A 17,820-nucleotide genomic window follows, 5' to 3' on the forward strand; every position below is an offset into this window, starting at 1 on the left:
CATTTATATAACAAAAGTTAATAACTCCATGTGAAAAATAACTAAATATGATGGACGATAAGCTTCCCCATACAATAACAATCCTATAAATAAGTAATTTTATTTATACTCTTCCTGTTTGCTATTCCCAGTTGCTTCCCGTAGTAATACTTGAAATAAACATAAATATACCAGACTGTAGAAAAACGGAATTTCTCAAAGGTTAAACAACGAGAAATTCCGTTTTTCTACAGTCTGAAACACCTCCAAATTTATTTTACTAAATTGGAGGTGTTCTTTTTTTAATGTATCTAATCATAGTGGCAGCTCCCTAGTATACTTACCTATTTTATATATACCTTTCAACAACTGGAATGATTTTATCTGCATAATTAAATATATCAATTACATCAACAATTTCTATAGTTGTTTTTTCCTCATCATTTATAACAAAGAAAGTTCTTGAATTATTAATATAAAGTCTCAAAATCCATTTTCTAATACTATTATCAACCATGATATTAAAATAAGATTTATTATCTCGATAAAAAATTCTTGAAGTATCAATGGTATCTTTTAAAAGTAATTTTGTTGTTGTGAAGGCTTCTATCTCAGATTCTGTTGTAATAACTTTTTCTTCTACTTCTTTTTCTTCTATAATTGGTTCTACATTAACTTCTTCCACCGAAACTGATGTATTCAAAGCTGCATTTAACTTACTATTCACTTGGTCTGCAATAAACTGTCTAAATCCTCTTTTTACAACAGGTGTAAATTTATCTATAATTACTTTAGTTTTTATCCCATCATAAATTTCTCCTAGAATAAATTTGACAAATTCTTCGCTTGGATCATTTACTTCTTTAGTTAGAAATTCTTTAACAAAATTGAGATATTTTAAATCCGAAGCAGCTTTAGAGATGTTTTCCACATCAAAATTTTCTTTTTGGAATTTAAAAATTTCAGAAATTTGAACGTCTTTAATTTCTGTTAGTACAAAGGAAAAGAAAGGCGTTTTATCCATCTTATTTGGTTCTTCTAAATCAGTATAAAACCGATATTCATTCCCATTAGTTAAAATTCCAAATTTTGCTGTCGTTGTCCCAAAATATCTAAATAATTGTGAATCATGATTCTTCAAATTTTCTTTAATGGACTTAGCTTCAATCAAGATAATTGGATTACCATTATTAAGTATTGCGTAATCAACCTTTTCCCCCTTTTTAATTCCAACATCTGCAATGTATTCAGGTGAAAATTCTAATGGATTAAATACATCATAACCTAATAACTGAAAAAAAGGCATAATCAATGATGTTTTCGTTGCCTCCTCTGTCGCAATCGAATCTTTCAGCGCAGATACTCGTTCTCCTAATTTTTTCACATCTAATAATAGTGTTTCTACGTCCATTTCACTCATCTCCTATTTTCATGTATTATTATTCACATATTAAATCAAGTAATTATTGAATTAACTATAATCAGTGTAATATATATTTACCATTTCGTCTAATTTCAGAAAAAAATCACCCCTATTTGAGTCTTCTTTGCATTAGCTACTTTTCTTTTTTCAAAATGATATATTACCCATATTGACTTTGTATTTTTAAATCTATTCTCGTTCATAAACTCTTTTCTAAAAACAAGATCATTTCTCACTTACAACTTGTTTAAAAACATTCATTGCATTAATTGCTGTGGCAAATTCTATATATGGTACTTTTTTAAAAGTGTTATTCTTTAATGGTGATATTACCCTATTTCCTCAAAGCTGCATATTGTTTCATATGGCTAACAGATATTTCCATTGCTTTCATTTTCCTCAAAAAGTGAATCCATTTCTTTTGCATTAAATCATCTAATACCGTTTTATCGCGATTCACGAGTTCAATCAGTCCTTCACTTCATAATAACGGATATTTGATGGGGATAACCCGGTACGTTTCGATACTTCTTTTATAGAAAATTGTTTATCCATGAATGGAGTATAGCATATTAAAGTTATTTTAAGTCAATAGGTAATATAAAATTGAGCTAACTTTAGGGAGATTTAATACAATAAAACATGCCTACAATCCCATTAATAAAATAGATTGTAGGCATGTTTTATATTTTATTTCTTTTTCTCAACCAATCTAAAATGTTGCCATGGTAAAATCGTATCTAGTAAATAGCGTTCTTCTGGGACAATTCGTGCCACAATATTGGTGTTGCCGGAGTTTTCCATTTCTTGAAGGGCTACTTGCATTTCGCCTTTATAGCGTTCGTAACCGTTGTTGTCAATTGTTACGTCCCCTTTTGCGATTGTATCTGTATCATGCGGTTCGAAATCATATTGTTTGAAATTCACACGTGTCATCGTCGAACGAAGCACATAAGCAGAAGCATCACCACGGTTGAAATGTTTTTGGGTTAAAACAATTTCTTTTTCCACATCTGTTGCGCCGTCTAAAAATTCTACTGCTAATTGTAATTCATTGCGATTTAGTTCGCTTAAAGCACGTAGCTCATCTTCTGAAGCAAACATATTTCCAACAATTACGTCATCAATTAATCCAGTGTTCCATAAGTCTTTCGCTTGAACAGTAATGTCCATACCACGATGTTCTTCCATTGTTGGAAGTCCGCCATCTACGACAAACCATGGACCAAATTCGCCGCTATTTGAAGATACGAAAGCTGCGGTACGAAGGTTCAAGTCTTTGAACTGTTTACTTGTGCGCAAGAAGTGTTCTCTGGAAAGCCCCGTATATTTTCTTGGGTAGAAGTTATGACAGCCAATAATATTTCCTACATTTGCTTGGTAAGATAAAATATTTTCCACATAACGAGTTCCGTTACTAATATTCAACTCAATTTTTAAGTTCGTATCATCAAATGACATTGCCGCCTCTTCGGAACCAGAGAAACCTAAATCAAGTCGTAACCCTGCAAGACCTAGTTCTTTAAAACGATCTAATTCTTTATAAGTGATGTTTAAAGATTCAAAAACAGTTGGATCGACATCAGCAATAACGTCAAAACCTAGTTCCTTCGCACGTTTGCAAATCGTTTCTAACTTGGAAAATTCTGCTTCATCATTTGCAGAAATCAAACAAGTGAAAATACGACTGAAACCATATTTGGCTGCTGTTTCGATATATTCTAAAGATGCTTCTAACGATACATGTTGCGGAAATACAGATATTCCTAATTTTCTCATTTCAATCATCCCTTCGATAACTTATTTAGAACGGTATAAATCAACAATTTCTTTAGCTAAATCTTTAAAAGTAATTGCATTCATCAAGTGGTCTTGCGCGTGAACTAGTAATAAAGACACTTCTGCTTTTTCGCCGCGTGCTTCCCCTTGAATTAAAGATGTCTGTGAATGGTGTGCTTCAAGTAAAGCTGCCTCTGCATTTTTGATTTGCTCATCTGCTGCGTCAAAATCCCCTTTTTTTGCCGCTTCGATTGCTAGCATTGCATCACTTTTAGCGTTACCTCCGTGTACGATTAATTGCATAATTGTTTGTTCTAATTCCATTATTTACACATCCTTTTTCATTTATCCAACTTGTGGTTTTTCCTATTCAGCATTTTCAGCTTGAGGTTGTTGGTCGATCATTGCTAGGGCATCATTCAGCACTTTTTCCCCATCCATGGTTCCGTAATCAATACCATTAATTATCGAAACTGGAATCCCTATTGGGTCCAGTACGCGTTTTAAGTTCTTCTCTAGAAAACGAACTTGCGGTGCCAACAAAACGACATCTACATTGTTTCTATATTTATCAAAATCCGCTTCTGCTACCGCGATAACAGTGGCATCAACTTGCTGTTTTTCGATAGCTTCTGTCATTTTTTTCACGAGAAGACTTGTGGACATACCGGCCGAGCAAACTAACATGATGTTTTTCATAATTTATCCTCCTAGTTTGAAAAGCTGCACGTTATTATAATATGCAAGATATGTGCCAACTTTTCTGGTTTTGGTTTGCTTCCATGCTACATTCCACTTTACACAAGTAAAAAAGCCAAGTGTGTAAAATAATACACACTTAGCAGGTTGTTTTTGCTAGTTTATTTCTACCTGATTAGAGAGCATCATCTGTGTTAAATATGCGATTTCTGATTGTGGGATGACGATATCATATTCGATCTCAACATTTTCCATCATTTGTTGCGTAATTTGCATTTCCACCATATGATTTTTTGCAAATTCGTTTAAATCTGGAAATTCTCGGTCGACAGCGCCAAGCTTCACTCGTTCGATAAGGAAAGCAAGATGGAGAATCATACCGATGTCTACGCCTGATTCTAGTATAACATTTAATTGTAATTGCAATTCGGAAATGACTTTTCTTAGGAAATAAACAAGTTGTTCTGCTGAGCTCACTGCTTGTAAATTACCTTCCAAAGAAGCAATTAATTTCTCATACGGAACTTCATCATTTAAAATTCGTGAAACAATTCCGAGTCCGCCTTCTGCTAAGACTTCCAGTGCACTAAAGAACGGGATATCTCGGTATTCGAAAGCAACAGAACCCATAATAGCAAGGATATTATATTCTTCCATTAGCTGGTCAATCCGCTCACGAAAGGCTTCTTTATGCAAAAATTGTAGCACGATAATTTCGATTTTTGTTTCATCGATAATTGGTGCAACAACTTTGCGAAGCTGTTCCGCCACACCTTCTCCTGTAAAACAAGTGAAAATAACGGCATTTTTGACAGGTTTAGCGCGCAACACATGTGCTTTATATTTATTCTCAAATAATTGTTCACAACTTTGGTAAATATCCTCTAAGCCTCGACCGAGTGACGCTTTTCGCATTGCTTCCAAAACGACCGGTGTACTTACCATACTGACTGTTTTAGTCCGAATTCCAAGTTCTTCCGTCAACATATTCCCAAAAGAAGTTAATGATCCCATATCCGAAAGTAGTAAGACACCTTTCACAGGGTTTAATTTGATTACCGTTTGTTTTAGCTTTTCATACATCGCCTTTACTTCGACCGTAAGCGGCATATCCAGTGCAATACCACTATCGATACTTAATAACTCCTGCACGGTTTCTACCATACTCGTCGCAGTGGAACGGCCATGCATCATGACAATGACTTCGACTTGAAGTTCTTGAGAGAGCGCAGTGTCCACGACTTCTTCTGTTAAAAACATTGTTAAAAAGCCAATTTCGTCAAATGGAATTTCGATTCGCAATTCTTGTTCAATTAGTGCCGATAAATCAATCGCTACTTGGAACTCTTTGGGATATTTTTTGCGAATGTTATTTAAATCTGGATGAATAATATGTTTTTGCTCACGAACTCGTTCGATGGTACTTTGTAAATGTAACGAAAAAGCGAATTTCATTTTTTCATTATATTTGCGATTTAGTTTTTCTTCCGCCATCGCATAAACTTTCTCCGTTAATTCCCAAACTGCTGGATCAATAATTTCTTTGGCGGTTTGGTGAGTTGGGAGTTGGACCATGTAGTCATGGAAATACTGGTCAACATCGACATAAAGCGCTTCTTCTAATTCGCTTTGATCTTTCCCTTCTTTCATTAGTTGATCGGCTTTTTCTTGAATGGCATGATAAACATCGTGTACATCTTCTACTTGCGCCGAGGCATCACTCGTATCGACAAATTTAAAAATTGCTTTATTAACATCAATCAGCCGATTTAGTTTTTCTGGTTCATCTTTTAAGTGAAGTAATCCTTTTTGTACATGAATCGGCAAATCATCTTGTTCAATCAAGATATAATTCGCTGTTTTTGTTTTATAATGCAAAAAGGCTTTGGCACAAGCAAGTTTTAAATCTCGTTGAAGTTGCCCTACGTTGGCACTCGCATGATAAAGTAAAAAGGCAATCAACGCTTTTCGGTGCACTCGAATGGATTGGTGTAAGCGAATCGCTTCTTTATTCAAGAAAAACTCAATTAATTGGTAACGTTCTTCTAAATTCCTTTCCGCAAGTGCTGGTAGCGTAATCGTCATTGGAATACGTCTCGTAAACGTCTCTAATAAAAAATTATCTGGTGATTCTGTTGTCGCACCAATAATTTGAACCTGGGCATAATGGACGTTAGCGCTTTCTCCAAGTGGCCGAAATTCGCCTTTATCAATGAATGTAAAGAGCATTTCTTGACCTTCTGGAGGCAAGCGATGAATTTCATCGAGAAACAGAATGCCGCCATCTGCTTTTTTTAGTAATCCTTCACGGGTTTCTTCAGCTCCCGTATAAGCCCCTTTAATGACACCAAAAATATGGCCAAATAAAAGTTGCGGATTTTGCGCATAGTCCGCGCAGTTAAACGATATAAAAGGAGCATCGGCTGGAATGGTTTCTGATTCTTTGGCAAATTCGTACATACATTCAGCAAAAAGAGATTTACCTGTCCCAGTCCGTCCTAAAATCAAGCTATGCAAGCCATTCGGTGGATATAGAATCGCTGCTTTTGCCTGTTGAATACTGACTTTCAAACTATCTTCTGAACCAATTAAGCGGCCAAAAGCGGATTCTGACTGTGCACTTACTGATTGTACCGTTTTGGTAGTAGTCTTTAAAGCTTGATAAAAAACCGGTTTTCCCGAAAGTTTATCAATTCTTTTTTCTTTAAAAAGATCATTTAGATATCGACTAGCATTCGCTCGGTCCATTTGAAGCAATTCCGCAACATCAGCTGCAGATACTTTTTCTTCTTTTTTCTTTAGAAGTTGGAGGACTTCTTCTTTTCTACTAGACATCTACTCTACTCCTTTTTAAAACTCTATGTTTCTATTATACCTTTTTAAATGGCATCCTCGCAACGATAAAAATTAACCATAAAAAAAGCACGTATGCCTTTCTCTCGGTAAAGTGAGAAAGACACACGTACACTTATTTAAACTTTTTAAAATTAGTTGGTTTCTTTTTGGACTTATCCATATAGTTATTTCGTTCAGATTGGAAAGACTTGGTTGATTTTTCTTTGCGAACAGGTTTTGTTTTGTCAGCTGCTTTTCCTTTGTACACAGGTTTTGTAGTACTGCTTGTTTTTTCTTTGCGTACTTGTTTAGGTGGTCGAGCTGTTTTTTTAGCAATTTTATTTTCTGGTACAGCTCCGTCGAGTAGTTTTCCTTGGTAAAATCTAACTTGTTTTCCTTTTAAGTTGTGGATAGTTAGATATTGTTTTAAGGTTCTTATTTCTCGTGGGTTGGCAAACGTAATGACTGTTCCAGATTTCCCCATTCGACCAGTACGTCCTGATCGATGCGTGTATTCTTTTTCGCTTGCGGCTAAATCATAGTGAATAACATATGGTAAATCTTCAATATCTAGTCCACGAGCAGCTACATCGGTCACGATTAAATAAGTTAATGTCCCTTTTTTGAAATCATCGAGGTATTTTTTTCGTTTTTCTTTACGAATTTCACCATGAATTCCAGCAGCTTTCACTTTATCGAAATGAAGTTTTTCGAGTAAAATTTCCATTCGCGGTTTGTCTTTTACAAAAACAAGTGCACGCATGTCTTTGATATGAGAAATCCGACGTAATAAAGTAGCCTTGTCGCGTGATTCCACATCCATATAAAGATGTTCCACATTCGTTAATTCTTCAGGTTTCGCTGTCACTTCTAATACGACTGGTTCTTGTTCTGTTTGGCCGAAAAATGTTTCCGGGTTTTCTAGTTTAGTTGCAGAAACAAGTATCAATTGGCGATCGCGCACGGCACTTTCAACAATTTCGAGCGTGCTTTTAAAGTTCTCTTGACGAAGTAACTGATCACATTCATCTAAAGTGATTGTTTTAATTTCGTGCATTTTAATTTTCTTTTGTTTGATTAACTCTAATGCACGTCCTGGGGAAGCAACGATTATTTGTGGTTTTTTCTTTAGTTTTTCGATTTGGCGTTTTACATTCGCTCCACCGATTAGCGATATCACTGTCAAATCTTCACTTGGTAACCACGAGCGGATTACCTCGGTGATTTGCATTACAAGTTCATGAGATGGCGCTAAAATTAGCCATTGTATGTGCGGAGTAGCTTCCATTTTTTCCAAGGTTGGCAGCGCATATGCTACTGTTTTCCCTGTTCCAGTTGGTGACACCGCTAAAACATCTGCGCCGTCTTTGATTGGCTGATACATCGCACGCTGAATTTCTGTTGGCGTTTCGTAGCGATGTTCTTGCCATTTTTCCGCCCAAAAGCTTGGGATTTTTGATTCTGTCATGATCGGACTCCTTTATTCGTTCTTCCTTTTATCATACCATGCTTACTGCAAGTCTGCACTTTTATTTAGGATTTTTGTGGTGAGGAACAGGAGGAAAATACCAAAATGCAGGTTAAAAATAAAAACTAGTAAAGAAAACTGAAATTCTAGCCCAATGGAATATTTAAATTGTATTTCTGGACCTAGTTCTGGCAACCAGCTACTTCCAATATGCGTTTGTGCTGCATTAATCAGCAGAAAATAAATAATTGCTGCTATAAATCCAAAACGGTAACCATTTACTGGAATCATACTAAGTGCAGTTGCCACCATAACGATGCAAACAAATGACAGAGTAATCAGCCAGATTCCTATAAACGTTTCTACGATTATTTTTAAAACTAGCACCAAGCTCAGTTCTGCATGACCAATTGCAGCTAAAATCAAGGTGGAGAAAAGAAATCCAGTAGTTAAAATAGTTATTTCACCTAAAGAAATGATGACTTTATTCACGAGCATTTTCCAAATCGGCGTTTCGGTCTGGAAAAACAAATAACGTGTTTCATCATATATTCCAGCTACTGCTGTTGCTACAAATAGAAGCAACCAAATAATCAGCCAACTACCCCCAATAATGCTTAAAAGACTTAAAAGAAAATCATCTCCCGAAACAAATGATACGCCGGTATTTTCCACACTTATGCCTACTGGTGTTGTGATGCCCTTTCCTAATTTATAAAACAAGCCCACGAATAAACAAATCAACCACCCAGAAAAAGTTGCAAAAAACCAATAACGATGTGCGTTCCATTCTAACTTCCAGTGTGCTTTAAGCATGTCCAAATACCTCCCGATAATAAGTAACAACTGATTTCTGGTTCCTATCTCGAAGCGTTTCGGTATCTTTACGGTCAATAATTTTACCTTGCTTCATCAAAACGATTTCGTCAAACATCATTTCCATATCTTGAATCAAATGTGTTGTAATGAGTAGTGTTGCATCTTCTTTTGAAAAACGAGCAATACTTTTAACGATATCATCGCGCGAAATTAAATCAATTTCTGAAAAAGGTTCATCGAGTAAGTAAAGATCCACGTCCCGACACAAAATTAGGGTTAGCATTACTTTTGCTGCGTTCCCTTTAGATAAGTATTTGGTGTTTTCTTTAACATTAATACCGAGCGAGTGAATCATTTCAGTCGCTTTTACCGAATTAAAGTCCGGAAAAAAACCAAGATATATTTGAAAATAGTCACGAATCATCATATTTGGTAAAAAATCTTCGCTGGGCAAATAGGCAATCCGTTTATTCATGGCTAAGGTAATATTGCCAGACGTTGGTTTTAATAAGCCCGAAATCGCGTTTAATAGCGTTGTTTTCCCTGCCCCATTTGGTCCGAGTAAGCCGATTATTTTTCCTTTCTCTAGTGTTAAATTAATGTTATTTAACAGTATTCGTTTACGATATTTTTTCGTTAGTCCAGTTATTTCGATAAGGTTATTTGTCATTTTCAGCACCCCATTTTGATAGTAATTCTATAGCTGCTTGTTTATCTAGACCAATGCTCTCTGTCTCTTCCAAAAAGCGCGCGGCAATTGCTTTGGCTAGTTCATTTTTAAGTTGTTCGAAAACCGCTTTTTCTGAGGTTACAAATGATCCCATTCCGCGTTTAGCATAAATATAACCAGCACGTTCTAACTCTTGATATGCCCGACTAACTGTATTCGGATTAACGGCAAGTGTCGCTCCCATTTCACGGACAGATGGTAATTTATCATCTGCTTTCCACTCTTCTGTGACCATCTTTTTTTTCATCCAATCACATATTTGACTGTAAATCGGTTTATCTGTATGGAATGTTGGTTTCATCATTACCTCCTCCAAACAATCCTAGTGTATTAAGTTAATAATACACTAGGATTGAACTTATTGTCAAGCACAAAAAAAGTTAGGAATCAACATAACGCTTTTTCCTAACTTTCGATTAATTTATTTTTCGACATCGAACCAAATATCGTTTTGGTGGCGAAGTTCATTCGAGACGCGCAATACTTTTAGGCTTAAATCAGCTAAATATTCGTATGTATCACGGTCAGTTTGTTCGATAACTCTAGCAAACTCAGCTGCTTCAAATTGCATATCATTTGCTACAATTGGTCCAGCTAGTTCGGTCTCTTCTTTCGTTGCATTGTCATAATAAGTAATTTTTTCAATGCCAGTTAGCGGATCAACTATCAGTGTTCCGTTTTGACCATATATTTCACTTGGTAAGAAAGACTGGGAATTTTTCCCTTGAATAATCGTAATATTAAAAGTTGGATATTCTAAAATAATTGGTCCTAAGCCATCAACCCCAGTTGGTAGCTTTGTCGCAAAATAAGTCGATTTGACTGGCTCACCGAATAAAGTAATTGCAGAATAAAGTGAGTAAACCCCTAAATCAACAATTGAACCACCGGAAAACTTCAAAGAGAAAATGTTTGGTTCTTCACCGTTTAAAACTTGGTCATATCTGGAGGAATATTTCATATACGTTAGTGTCGCGCCATGAATCGTACCAACTTTAGCAAGATTTTCCTGTAATATTTTGAAATTAGGTTCTTGAATATGGCGTGCTGCTTCAAATAAGAAAACATTATTTTCACGAGCGATTTGGTGGGCATATTCTAGTTCTGTAACGGTAGAAAAAATTGGTTTTTCAACGATGACATGTTTTTTATTTTTGAGTAAGCTTACCGCATGCTCAAAATGAAGGGCGTTCGGGGAAGCAATGTAAACAGCGTCTAGTACGTTCGATTTCCCCATTTCTTCTACATCAGTGAAATATGTTAATTCCCCGTATTTTTCTCCAAATGCGTGGGCTTTTTCTTCTGTTCTTGAATAAACAGCAGTAAGTGCCCACTCACCTGAATTAATAGCACCTTCAATAAAGGCATCTGTAATCCAATTTGTTCCGATGATTCCAAGTTTCATTAGCCAACCACTCCTTTTATTTTTACTTTAAGTATACCTTAAAATAAGTAAAAAAGTGTACTAATTGTCTGAAACAGAGGCACCGCTAATTCTAGTAGTATAGATTATTTCATTTTCTGCTTTTCCACCTTCTAAAAGTGCGACTAATTTATCTGCTGCGACAGCTCCCCATTTATATTTCGAATATTCTATCGTTGCAAGGCGTGGCACTAGATATTCGCTAATATCGGTATTATCAAAGCCAATAATCCGTACATCTTTGCCAATTTCTAATTCGGTTTTCGCAAAATAACGATACATTCCTATAGCCATATTGTCATTTAATGCAAATACCGATACAGGCGCTTTCCAGTTTTTGGCGATTATAGCCGCGGCATTTTCACCACTTGCTTCGGAAAAGTCTCCTTCAATAATATGCGCGGTCTTATCCCCAGAACGAGCCAACTCTTGTTTGGCCGTTTCTAACCTAACTCTAGCATCATAAGAATCCTCTGGACCAGTAACCACATAAAAATCACCTGTAAAATTAGTAGATAAATAATCAATTGCTAGCGTTGCCCCACCCTTATTATCTAGTAATACTTGACAGACATTTTCATGTGTTAATTCACGGTCAAGCACGACGATTTTATGACCACGGCCCGCATAGTTAACAATCTCCTCTGAAGGGAAATTGGCATCTAAAATAATCGCACCATCAATCATTTTCTCAGGTAAAAATCGGTGTGTCTTTGTACCACTGCAAGCAATGAGTTCATACCCATGTTTGTATAGCGTTTGTGTTAAACCTTCGAGTAACGTCCCATAAAATATCCCGCCATAATTCGTTAAATAGACGCCGATAATTTTTGTTTCTCTTGTTTTTAGCGTTCGTGCTGCCATATTGGGAATATAATTCAATTCATTTGCGATGGTCATAATTCGTTTTCGCGTTTTTTCGGTCACTTTCGGGCTGCCATTAAGTGCATAGGATACTGTTGATATGGAAACCCCTGCCTTTTTCGCGATATCTTTAATTCCTACCACGTGAATCGCATCCTTTTCTGTTTTTTTTTATTATACACAAAACAACCTTACAGACGGTTATTTTTTTGAAATTTAATAGTAACTTGTGAACATTTTGACGTTAAGTTCTTTTTAGGTAAAATGATTGCTCCAGTTCGATATGGATTCGCTTCATTTTCTAATGGTTGTTTTTCACCGTCTACTAAAATTCCTGCATCATCTGAAAGTTCAAAGGTAATGTCTAGCGGATAATTATCCAGCTCGAGATGACACTCCAAACCATTTAATTCTGCTGGTAAAATTGGGTCAAAAATAAACGTATCTTTTGTTTGACGAATACCGAGCACTGCACTAATTAATTGGTGCAAATAGATTCCGGGGCCACTTGAATAAATACGCCAACCACCTTTTACCGGAATGCTACCTTCTTTTACGCGTGAAAACTCATTTTGTGCCTGATAGCGATCTAAAAAGGCTGCATCAGAACTACTAAAATAAGTATTACTTTGGCGCAGCGTTGCATTTGAGACGACTTCTTGAATATTGATTGGGTTAATAACCTCCAACATGTGCCATGCGTTGGTATCACCTATTTTAGCTAGTGATTCAATATAACGAATATGCGCATGAACATATTGCAAACCAACTTCTCTACCAAAATTGGCTGCTTGCTCGGCGCGTTTAAAATGAGTGCTTACCCCGCCAGCATAATGCGCTGGTTCACTCATTAATCTGACACCATCGGGATGGAGTAAATGTGTGTCGATAATATCAAAATTCCGCTGTGCTTGTTCTTTGTTAACTAGTTCAGCGATGACACTCCTAGTTAGTGGAATTAAGCGATATTTAATATTCGTATCCTTGTCTTCTGGATGAATCATCCATACCGGTGCTTTTCCTTCTTCTAAATAAAGGAAACCGGGAATGACATCCGTTTTACCAATCATATATTGTTCGAAATCCGTTTGTACTCTAGTCGCTAGAGTGGCAAATTTCTCTCCTGTTGGTAAATATTTGGCTAGACGTTTGAACGCTTGATAAGTTAATGCTACAGTCCAACTGGAAACCATATTTTTCTTAAGCTGTGCATTGGCTGGTTGAAGTGTGTCATCCCAGTCACCATCCCCATAATTTGACAGTGCTGTTCCTTTCATAAAGCGTGATTCAATTGTCTGCACGGTTAATTCAATATGCTTCATCAGCGTGCTTGTTTCATTAGTGAAATTTTTCGATGTGCGGTCCACGAAAGGAATTTCTTCTTCTAAAATTTCAGTATCACCCGTCATTTCCAAATAATCACCAATAATCTTCAGCGGCCAAACTATCACATCACCATGGCTTTCCTCTTGTTGGATTGTAGTATATTTATCGAACATAAACCACTGCGGCCAGTCGCCAGTGTCCCTGTATTGATGCGAATAAATCGTTAAAATCAGCTTGCGTAAAACAGCTTTATTACCAGTCGCAAGGAAAAATTCGAATGGACCTTGGCTGACATCACGAGTTCCCCAAGCAGCGCCACTATATTGTTCCAAACCGTGTGGAGAGGCATAATGAACTAACATTTGGTGCGCATACCAATATACAGTTAAATTTAATTTTTCTGCTGCCATGCTCGGATGATTCAAATGAAACTGCGCTGTTATTTCATCATAATTGGCACGAATCTCTTTAATTGCCACTTCTAAATCCGACTGAATTTCAGCAAATTCTTCTGTAAATTTAGCTTGAACGTGGAAAGTTGCATGATTTGCTGCTTCAAATACAAAGACATCTAGTCCCGCTTTCCCAACAAATTCTTCTGCAAAATAACTTTCATCCGTTACCATTTCGTAGCTTCCATCTACACGGAAACGAAGCGCAGGATAAGTAGCTAAAATCGGGGAATCATTAGCTGGATAATAAATAACCACATTATCCTCGATAACCTTTTTAACAGTCGTGTCATATTCGTTCGTACCCATAGTAACTTGGTTCGTTAAAACAAGTTTATATGCTCGTCCCTGTTCTGACTTCACAGTAACATAGGCTTCCTTACTTGCTGTTGTCAAAGTGGTTTGAACGGTAATAAGATCATCCGCTAATTGATAATACCAGGTGGAGTAGTTCGTCCCTGTCTCCCAAACAGAAGGTACCCCTAGTAATCTGAGTTTTGAGTCTTGCTCTAAATAAATTCGTACTCCACTTGTTTGAAGAATGTTAAGCGGATTTCGCGCATGGCTATTCCATTTATTCATGTTCGTATTCCCTGCAACGAGTTGAGATAAAAAGGCACCATACATATAAGTGGTCGCCGAAAGTGTCGTTTCTGGATTTAACAGATTCACTTTATCAAGTAAAATGCTACCATGAGGGCGTTCAAGTTGCGCTTCTTTTTCGCGGGTTACTACATGGGCATAGTTAGGTGTAAAAAAGGATAAAATAGTGCCGTCTTGCTTTTCTTCTTGAATGCGGTCTGGAAATTTCGCTTGTAACCAATTTTCTGAAACTGGTTCTCCAGTAATTGGCGTTGCGATGTTTTTTTTGCGGGTTATTTTATTGACTGTTCTGTAGTCCGTTTCTGCTTGTGGTGCTTTTAACTTCATTATGTTTTCGTGTTTGGCACCAGAAGCTACTGGTTGATTTTCTGTTACATAGCCATAAAAAGTTGTTGCTCCACTGCTTTGGAATTTTTCTGTTTGTAAAGTGATTTGGGCAAATTCATACTGATAGACCCGATTGGGCAAGTCTGCTTCTGTTAAAGCTGCTAATTGATTCGTTAACTTATAATTTGTTCCGTATATATCAAATCCGTCTGTTGCATAGCCAATAATTTTAGTGGAAGCGCCCATTTGGATGGCCGGGAATTGATTGTTTTGTGGTTGATTTTGACGAGCTTGGATAGTGAAACCTGCCTCATCTTCTGTTACATGATAATCAATATACTGAGACATATAAGCTTCATTTGTTCTCACTGCTGCTTGTTCTGCCAGTCCTAAATCTTGTAAATAAATTAAATCAAATTCAGCTTCTCCCTCCACTTGTACATCATAAAACCAACCTTGAGGATGAAATTGCATTTGCACGTTAAAGCTAAAAGGACCCACTTCACCTTGATAACTAACACCAGTTTCACTAAAAGCAACATCTGCTCCTTCATTTAATAAAGGATAGGCTACAATGTTGTTTTTTTGGTGTTCGCGCACATAAATTTGTGACAATCTATTTTCTAACGGATTTTGGATGACTTGATTTAACATGATATCATTTAATTTCATCCACGCTAACTGCCCTTGTTGATGAAAAGCAGCAGTAAAATTCACTTGCTTTATTTCGATTAATTTTGTCACTAGACTTCCCCCACTTCCAGTTCAAAAGTATCCACTTCTTCACTACTTGTTCCAACAAAAATTCGGTGCAATCCGGGTTCCTGCACTTTTTCTAATTGATGGTTATAGAAAGAAAATGCCTCACTTGTTAATTCAAAAGCAACTGTTTTTTCCTCACCTGGTTGAAGCGCTACTTTTTCAAATGCTTTTAGTTCTTTTACAGGACGTGAAATAGTAGCTGTTACATCTTGTAAGTAAATTTGAATCACTTCTTTTCCTGCGATACCACTTTTATTTTTCAAGGTCACTTTCACTTCTAGTGGCTCACCTAGTTGGATTTGTTTGGGCAATTCAGCTGTTTTCCACTCGAATTCACTATAGCTTTTTCCGTAACCGAATGGATAATAAGGTTCATTTGGAATATCAAGATAGTGAGAAACATAACGTTCGCCTTTGTTTGCTTCTGTTTGTGGTCGACCGGTTCGTAAATGATTGTAGTAAACCGGAATTTGTCCTGTGGTTTGTGGGAATGACATTGATAATTTACCAGAAGGATTGCTTTTGCCGACTAATAAATCTGCCGTTACCCGACCTGCTTCCGTTCCTGGAAACCATAATTCTAACAGCGCGTCACTTGCTTCAGCCAATTCTTTTACTTCTAGCGGTCTGCCATTAAAAAGCGTGATTACAACTGGTTTGCCAAACGACTGTGCATACTTCGCTAAATCATATTGTGATTCTGGTAAACGGATTGTAGCAAGGCTTCCCGCTTCACCGCCCCATTCATTCTTTTCACCTAACGCAAGCACCACAACTTCTGCTGACTGGATTGCTTTTTCAATTTCAGCTTTATTTTCTGCTGTAAGTGTGGTGTAGTCAGTGCTTACAGTAGTTAATTCAGAAAAGACTTCCAGCAAGCCTGTTTCAACGTTAATGCCGTCTTTTTCGTCCCCGTAAACATTCCATCCGCCAAGAATATCGTTTGAAGTAGCAAGCGGACCAATTAGCGCAATTTTAGTCGTCTCAGCGAGCGGCAATATTTGCTGTTTATTTTCTAGTAAAACAGCAGATTCCAAGCCTGCTTCCCGTGATTTCCGGCGATTTTCAGGAGTTAAAATATCCGTTTGACGCGATTTTCCTTTCAAACCACGATACGGATCCTCAAAAAGTCCTAAGTCGTTTTTTAATTGTAAAATACGTGAAACTGCTTCATCTACTAAACTTTCGGATAATTTATTCGCTTCAATCAACCCTTTTAATTCATGGATATAGCAAGTGGTCATCATTTCCATATCAACGCCAGCTTCCATTGAAAACTGGGCGGCTTCTGCTGGATTTCTTGCAGTTCCGTGGTTAATTACTTCGGCAACCGCACCCCAATCAGAAATTAATACTCCATCAAAATTCATTCCTTGTCGTAAAACGTCTCGATTTAACCATTTGTTCATTGTCGCTGGAACGCCATCTACCACATTAAAAGCAGTCATGACAAGTTTTGCTCCCGCATGAATCGCTGCCTCGTATGCCGGTAAATAATTTTGATATAGTTCGCGCGTGGACATATTTACCGTATTATATTCAAGTCCTGCCTCAGCTGCTCCGTATGCCGCAAAATGTTTTACGCAAGCAGCAAGGTTCGCTTTATTTTCATGAAGTTTGCTAGCATCACCTTGATACCCGGCAACCATCGCTTTTCCTAACTCACTATTTAAAAATGGATCTTCCCCAGTGGATTCCATCACGCGGCCCCATCTAGGGTCACGTACTAAATCAAGCATCGGTGAAAAAGTGACATGATGCCCGTCCGCAGTAGCCTCAAGTGCTGCAACCTCCGCCATCGTCCGCACGGTTTCTCGGTCAAACGAACAACCAAGCGCAAGTGGAATTGGAAAAACAGTTTTATAACCATGAATGACATCCGCCATAAAAATCAGCGGGATTCCTAGTCGATTTGTTTTTAAATAAGTTTCTTGAATTCCGAGCATATCTTCTGCTGAACTCGACCCAAGAACGGAACCTGCATTTTCAGTATGAGCGTCTGTTAATTTCATTTCTTGAAGCACCGGCCCTGTCAATTCGGCGTTTTTCTTTGCTCCTTTAAAAAGAAAAGGAGATAATTGCAAACATTGAGCAATTTTTTCATCTAACGTCATTTCCGTCAATAAAGCGGTTAAATTTTCTTGTTTCATAGGAACCTCCTGAACACATTTTTCGAAACGTTTCTATTCAAATATAACAACAGTATAAGCGCTTTCTTTTCTTTAGTCAATAGAAAAAGCATTTCACATAAATAATAATCGACTTTTATCAGTTTCTTCTATACTATCCCGTTTTCTCAAAAATTACATATGGAAAATAAACTCTCTTTAA

At 37.0% G+C, this 17,820-nt stretch carries 14 protein-coding genes; all 14 read right to left on the reverse strand.

Features of this window, described 5'->3' with window-relative positions; translation table 11 throughout:
- Positions 1–328: 328 nt before the first annotated feature.
- A complete protein-coding gene (locus CKV67_RS08815; protein WP_095075144.1) occupies positions 329–1,399 on the reverse strand; it encodes a type I restriction endonuclease in 1,071 nt (356 codons plus the stop codon).
- A gap of 471 nt (positions 1,400–1,870) precedes the next feature.
- Positions 1,871–1,957, reverse strand: a complete 87-nt coding sequence (locus tag CKV67_RS14990; protein WP_077905836.1) for a MerR family DNA-binding transcriptional regulator — start codon at positions 1,955–1,957, stop codon at positions 1,871–1,873.
- Positions 1,958–2,092: 135 nt separating this feature from the next.
- The gene (locus CKV67_RS08825; RefSeq protein ID WP_014093078.1) at positions 2,093–3,181 is read right to left on the reverse strand and encodes a DUF871 domain-containing protein; all 1,089 of its coding nucleotides are present in this window, start codon (positions 3,179–3,181) and stop codon (positions 2,093–2,095) included.
- Positions 3,182–3,202: 21 nt separating this feature from the next.
- On the reverse strand, positions 3,203–3,505 hold the full coding sequence (locus tag CKV67_RS08830) for a PTS sugar transporter subunit IIA (protein ID WP_003720022.1): 303 nt from the start codon (positions 3,503–3,505) through the stop codon (positions 3,203–3,205).
- A 42-nt stretch (positions 3,506–3,547) separates the two neighbouring features.
- The gene (locus CKV67_RS08835; RefSeq protein ID WP_014093079.1) at positions 3,548–3,880 is read right to left on the reverse strand and encodes a PTS sugar transporter subunit IIB; all 333 of its coding nucleotides are present in this window, start codon (positions 3,878–3,880) and stop codon (positions 3,548–3,550) included.
- Positions 3,881–4,036: 156 nt separating this feature from the next.
- Positions 4,037–6,715, reverse strand: coding sequence for a sigma-54-dependent transcriptional regulator (locus tag CKV67_RS08840; protein WP_014093080.1), 2,679 nt, complete (start codon positions 6,713–6,715; stop codon positions 4,037–4,039).
- A gap of 133 nt (positions 6,716–6,848) precedes the next feature.
- Positions 6,849–8,183 carry a DEAD/DEAH box helicase gene (locus CKV67_RS08845; RefSeq protein ID WP_014093081.1) on the reverse strand — a complete coding sequence of 445 codons (1,335 nt, stop codon included), beginning with the start codon at positions 8,181–8,183 and terminating at the stop codon, positions 6,849–6,851.
- Positions 8,184–8,225: 42 nt separating this feature from the next.
- Entirely contained in the window at positions 8,226–8,999 is a 774-nt protein-coding gene (locus CKV67_RS08850; protein WP_025279989.1) for a hypothetical protein, read from the reverse strand.
- Positions 8,992–9,672, reverse strand: a complete 681-nt coding sequence (locus CKV67_RS08855; RefSeq protein ID WP_014093083.1) for an ABC transporter ATP-binding protein — start codon at positions 9,670–9,672, stop codon at positions 8,992–8,994. The genes CKV67_RS08850 and CKV67_RS08855 overlap by 8 nt, the downstream gene beginning before the upstream one ends.
- Entirely contained in the window at positions 9,662–10,033 is a 372-nt protein-coding gene (locus CKV67_RS08860; RefSeq protein WP_014093084.1) for a GntR family transcriptional regulator, read from the reverse strand. Before CKV67_RS08860 ends, CKV67_RS08855 begins: the two co-directional genes overlap by 11 nt.
- Positions 10,034–10,153: 120 nt before the next feature.
- Positions 10,154–11,137, reverse strand: coding sequence for a Gfo/Idh/MocA family protein (locus CKV67_RS08865; RefSeq protein ID WP_014093085.1), 984 nt, complete (start codon positions 11,135–11,137; stop codon positions 10,154–10,156).
- 60 nt (positions 11,138–11,197) lie between these two features.
- Complete coding sequence (locus CKV67_RS08870) at positions 11,198–12,163, reverse strand: LacI family DNA-binding transcriptional regulator (protein WP_014093086.1); 966 nt, start codon at positions 12,161–12,163, stop codon at positions 11,198–11,200.
- Positions 12,164–12,210: 47 nt separating this feature from the next.
- Positions 12,211–15,471 (reverse strand): GH36-type glycosyl hydrolase domain-containing protein, encoded by a 3,261-nt coding sequence (locus tag CKV67_RS08875; RefSeq protein ID WP_025279990.1) that lies wholly within the window; start codon positions 15,469–15,471, stop codon positions 12,211–12,213.
- On the reverse strand, positions 15,471–17,639 hold the full coding sequence (bglX, locus tag CKV67_RS08880) for a beta-glucosidase BglX (RefSeq protein WP_014093088.1): 2,169 nt from the start codon (positions 17,637–17,639) through the stop codon (positions 15,471–15,473). Before bglX ends, CKV67_RS08875 begins: the two co-directional genes overlap by 1 nt.
- Positions 17,640–17,820: the final 181 nt, after the last annotated feature.

It is taken from the genome of Listeria ivanovii subsp. ivanovii (genome assembly GCF_900187025.1).
Classification (GTDB): Bacteria; Bacillota; Bacilli; order Lactobacillales; family Listeriaceae; genus Listeria; species Listeria ivanovii.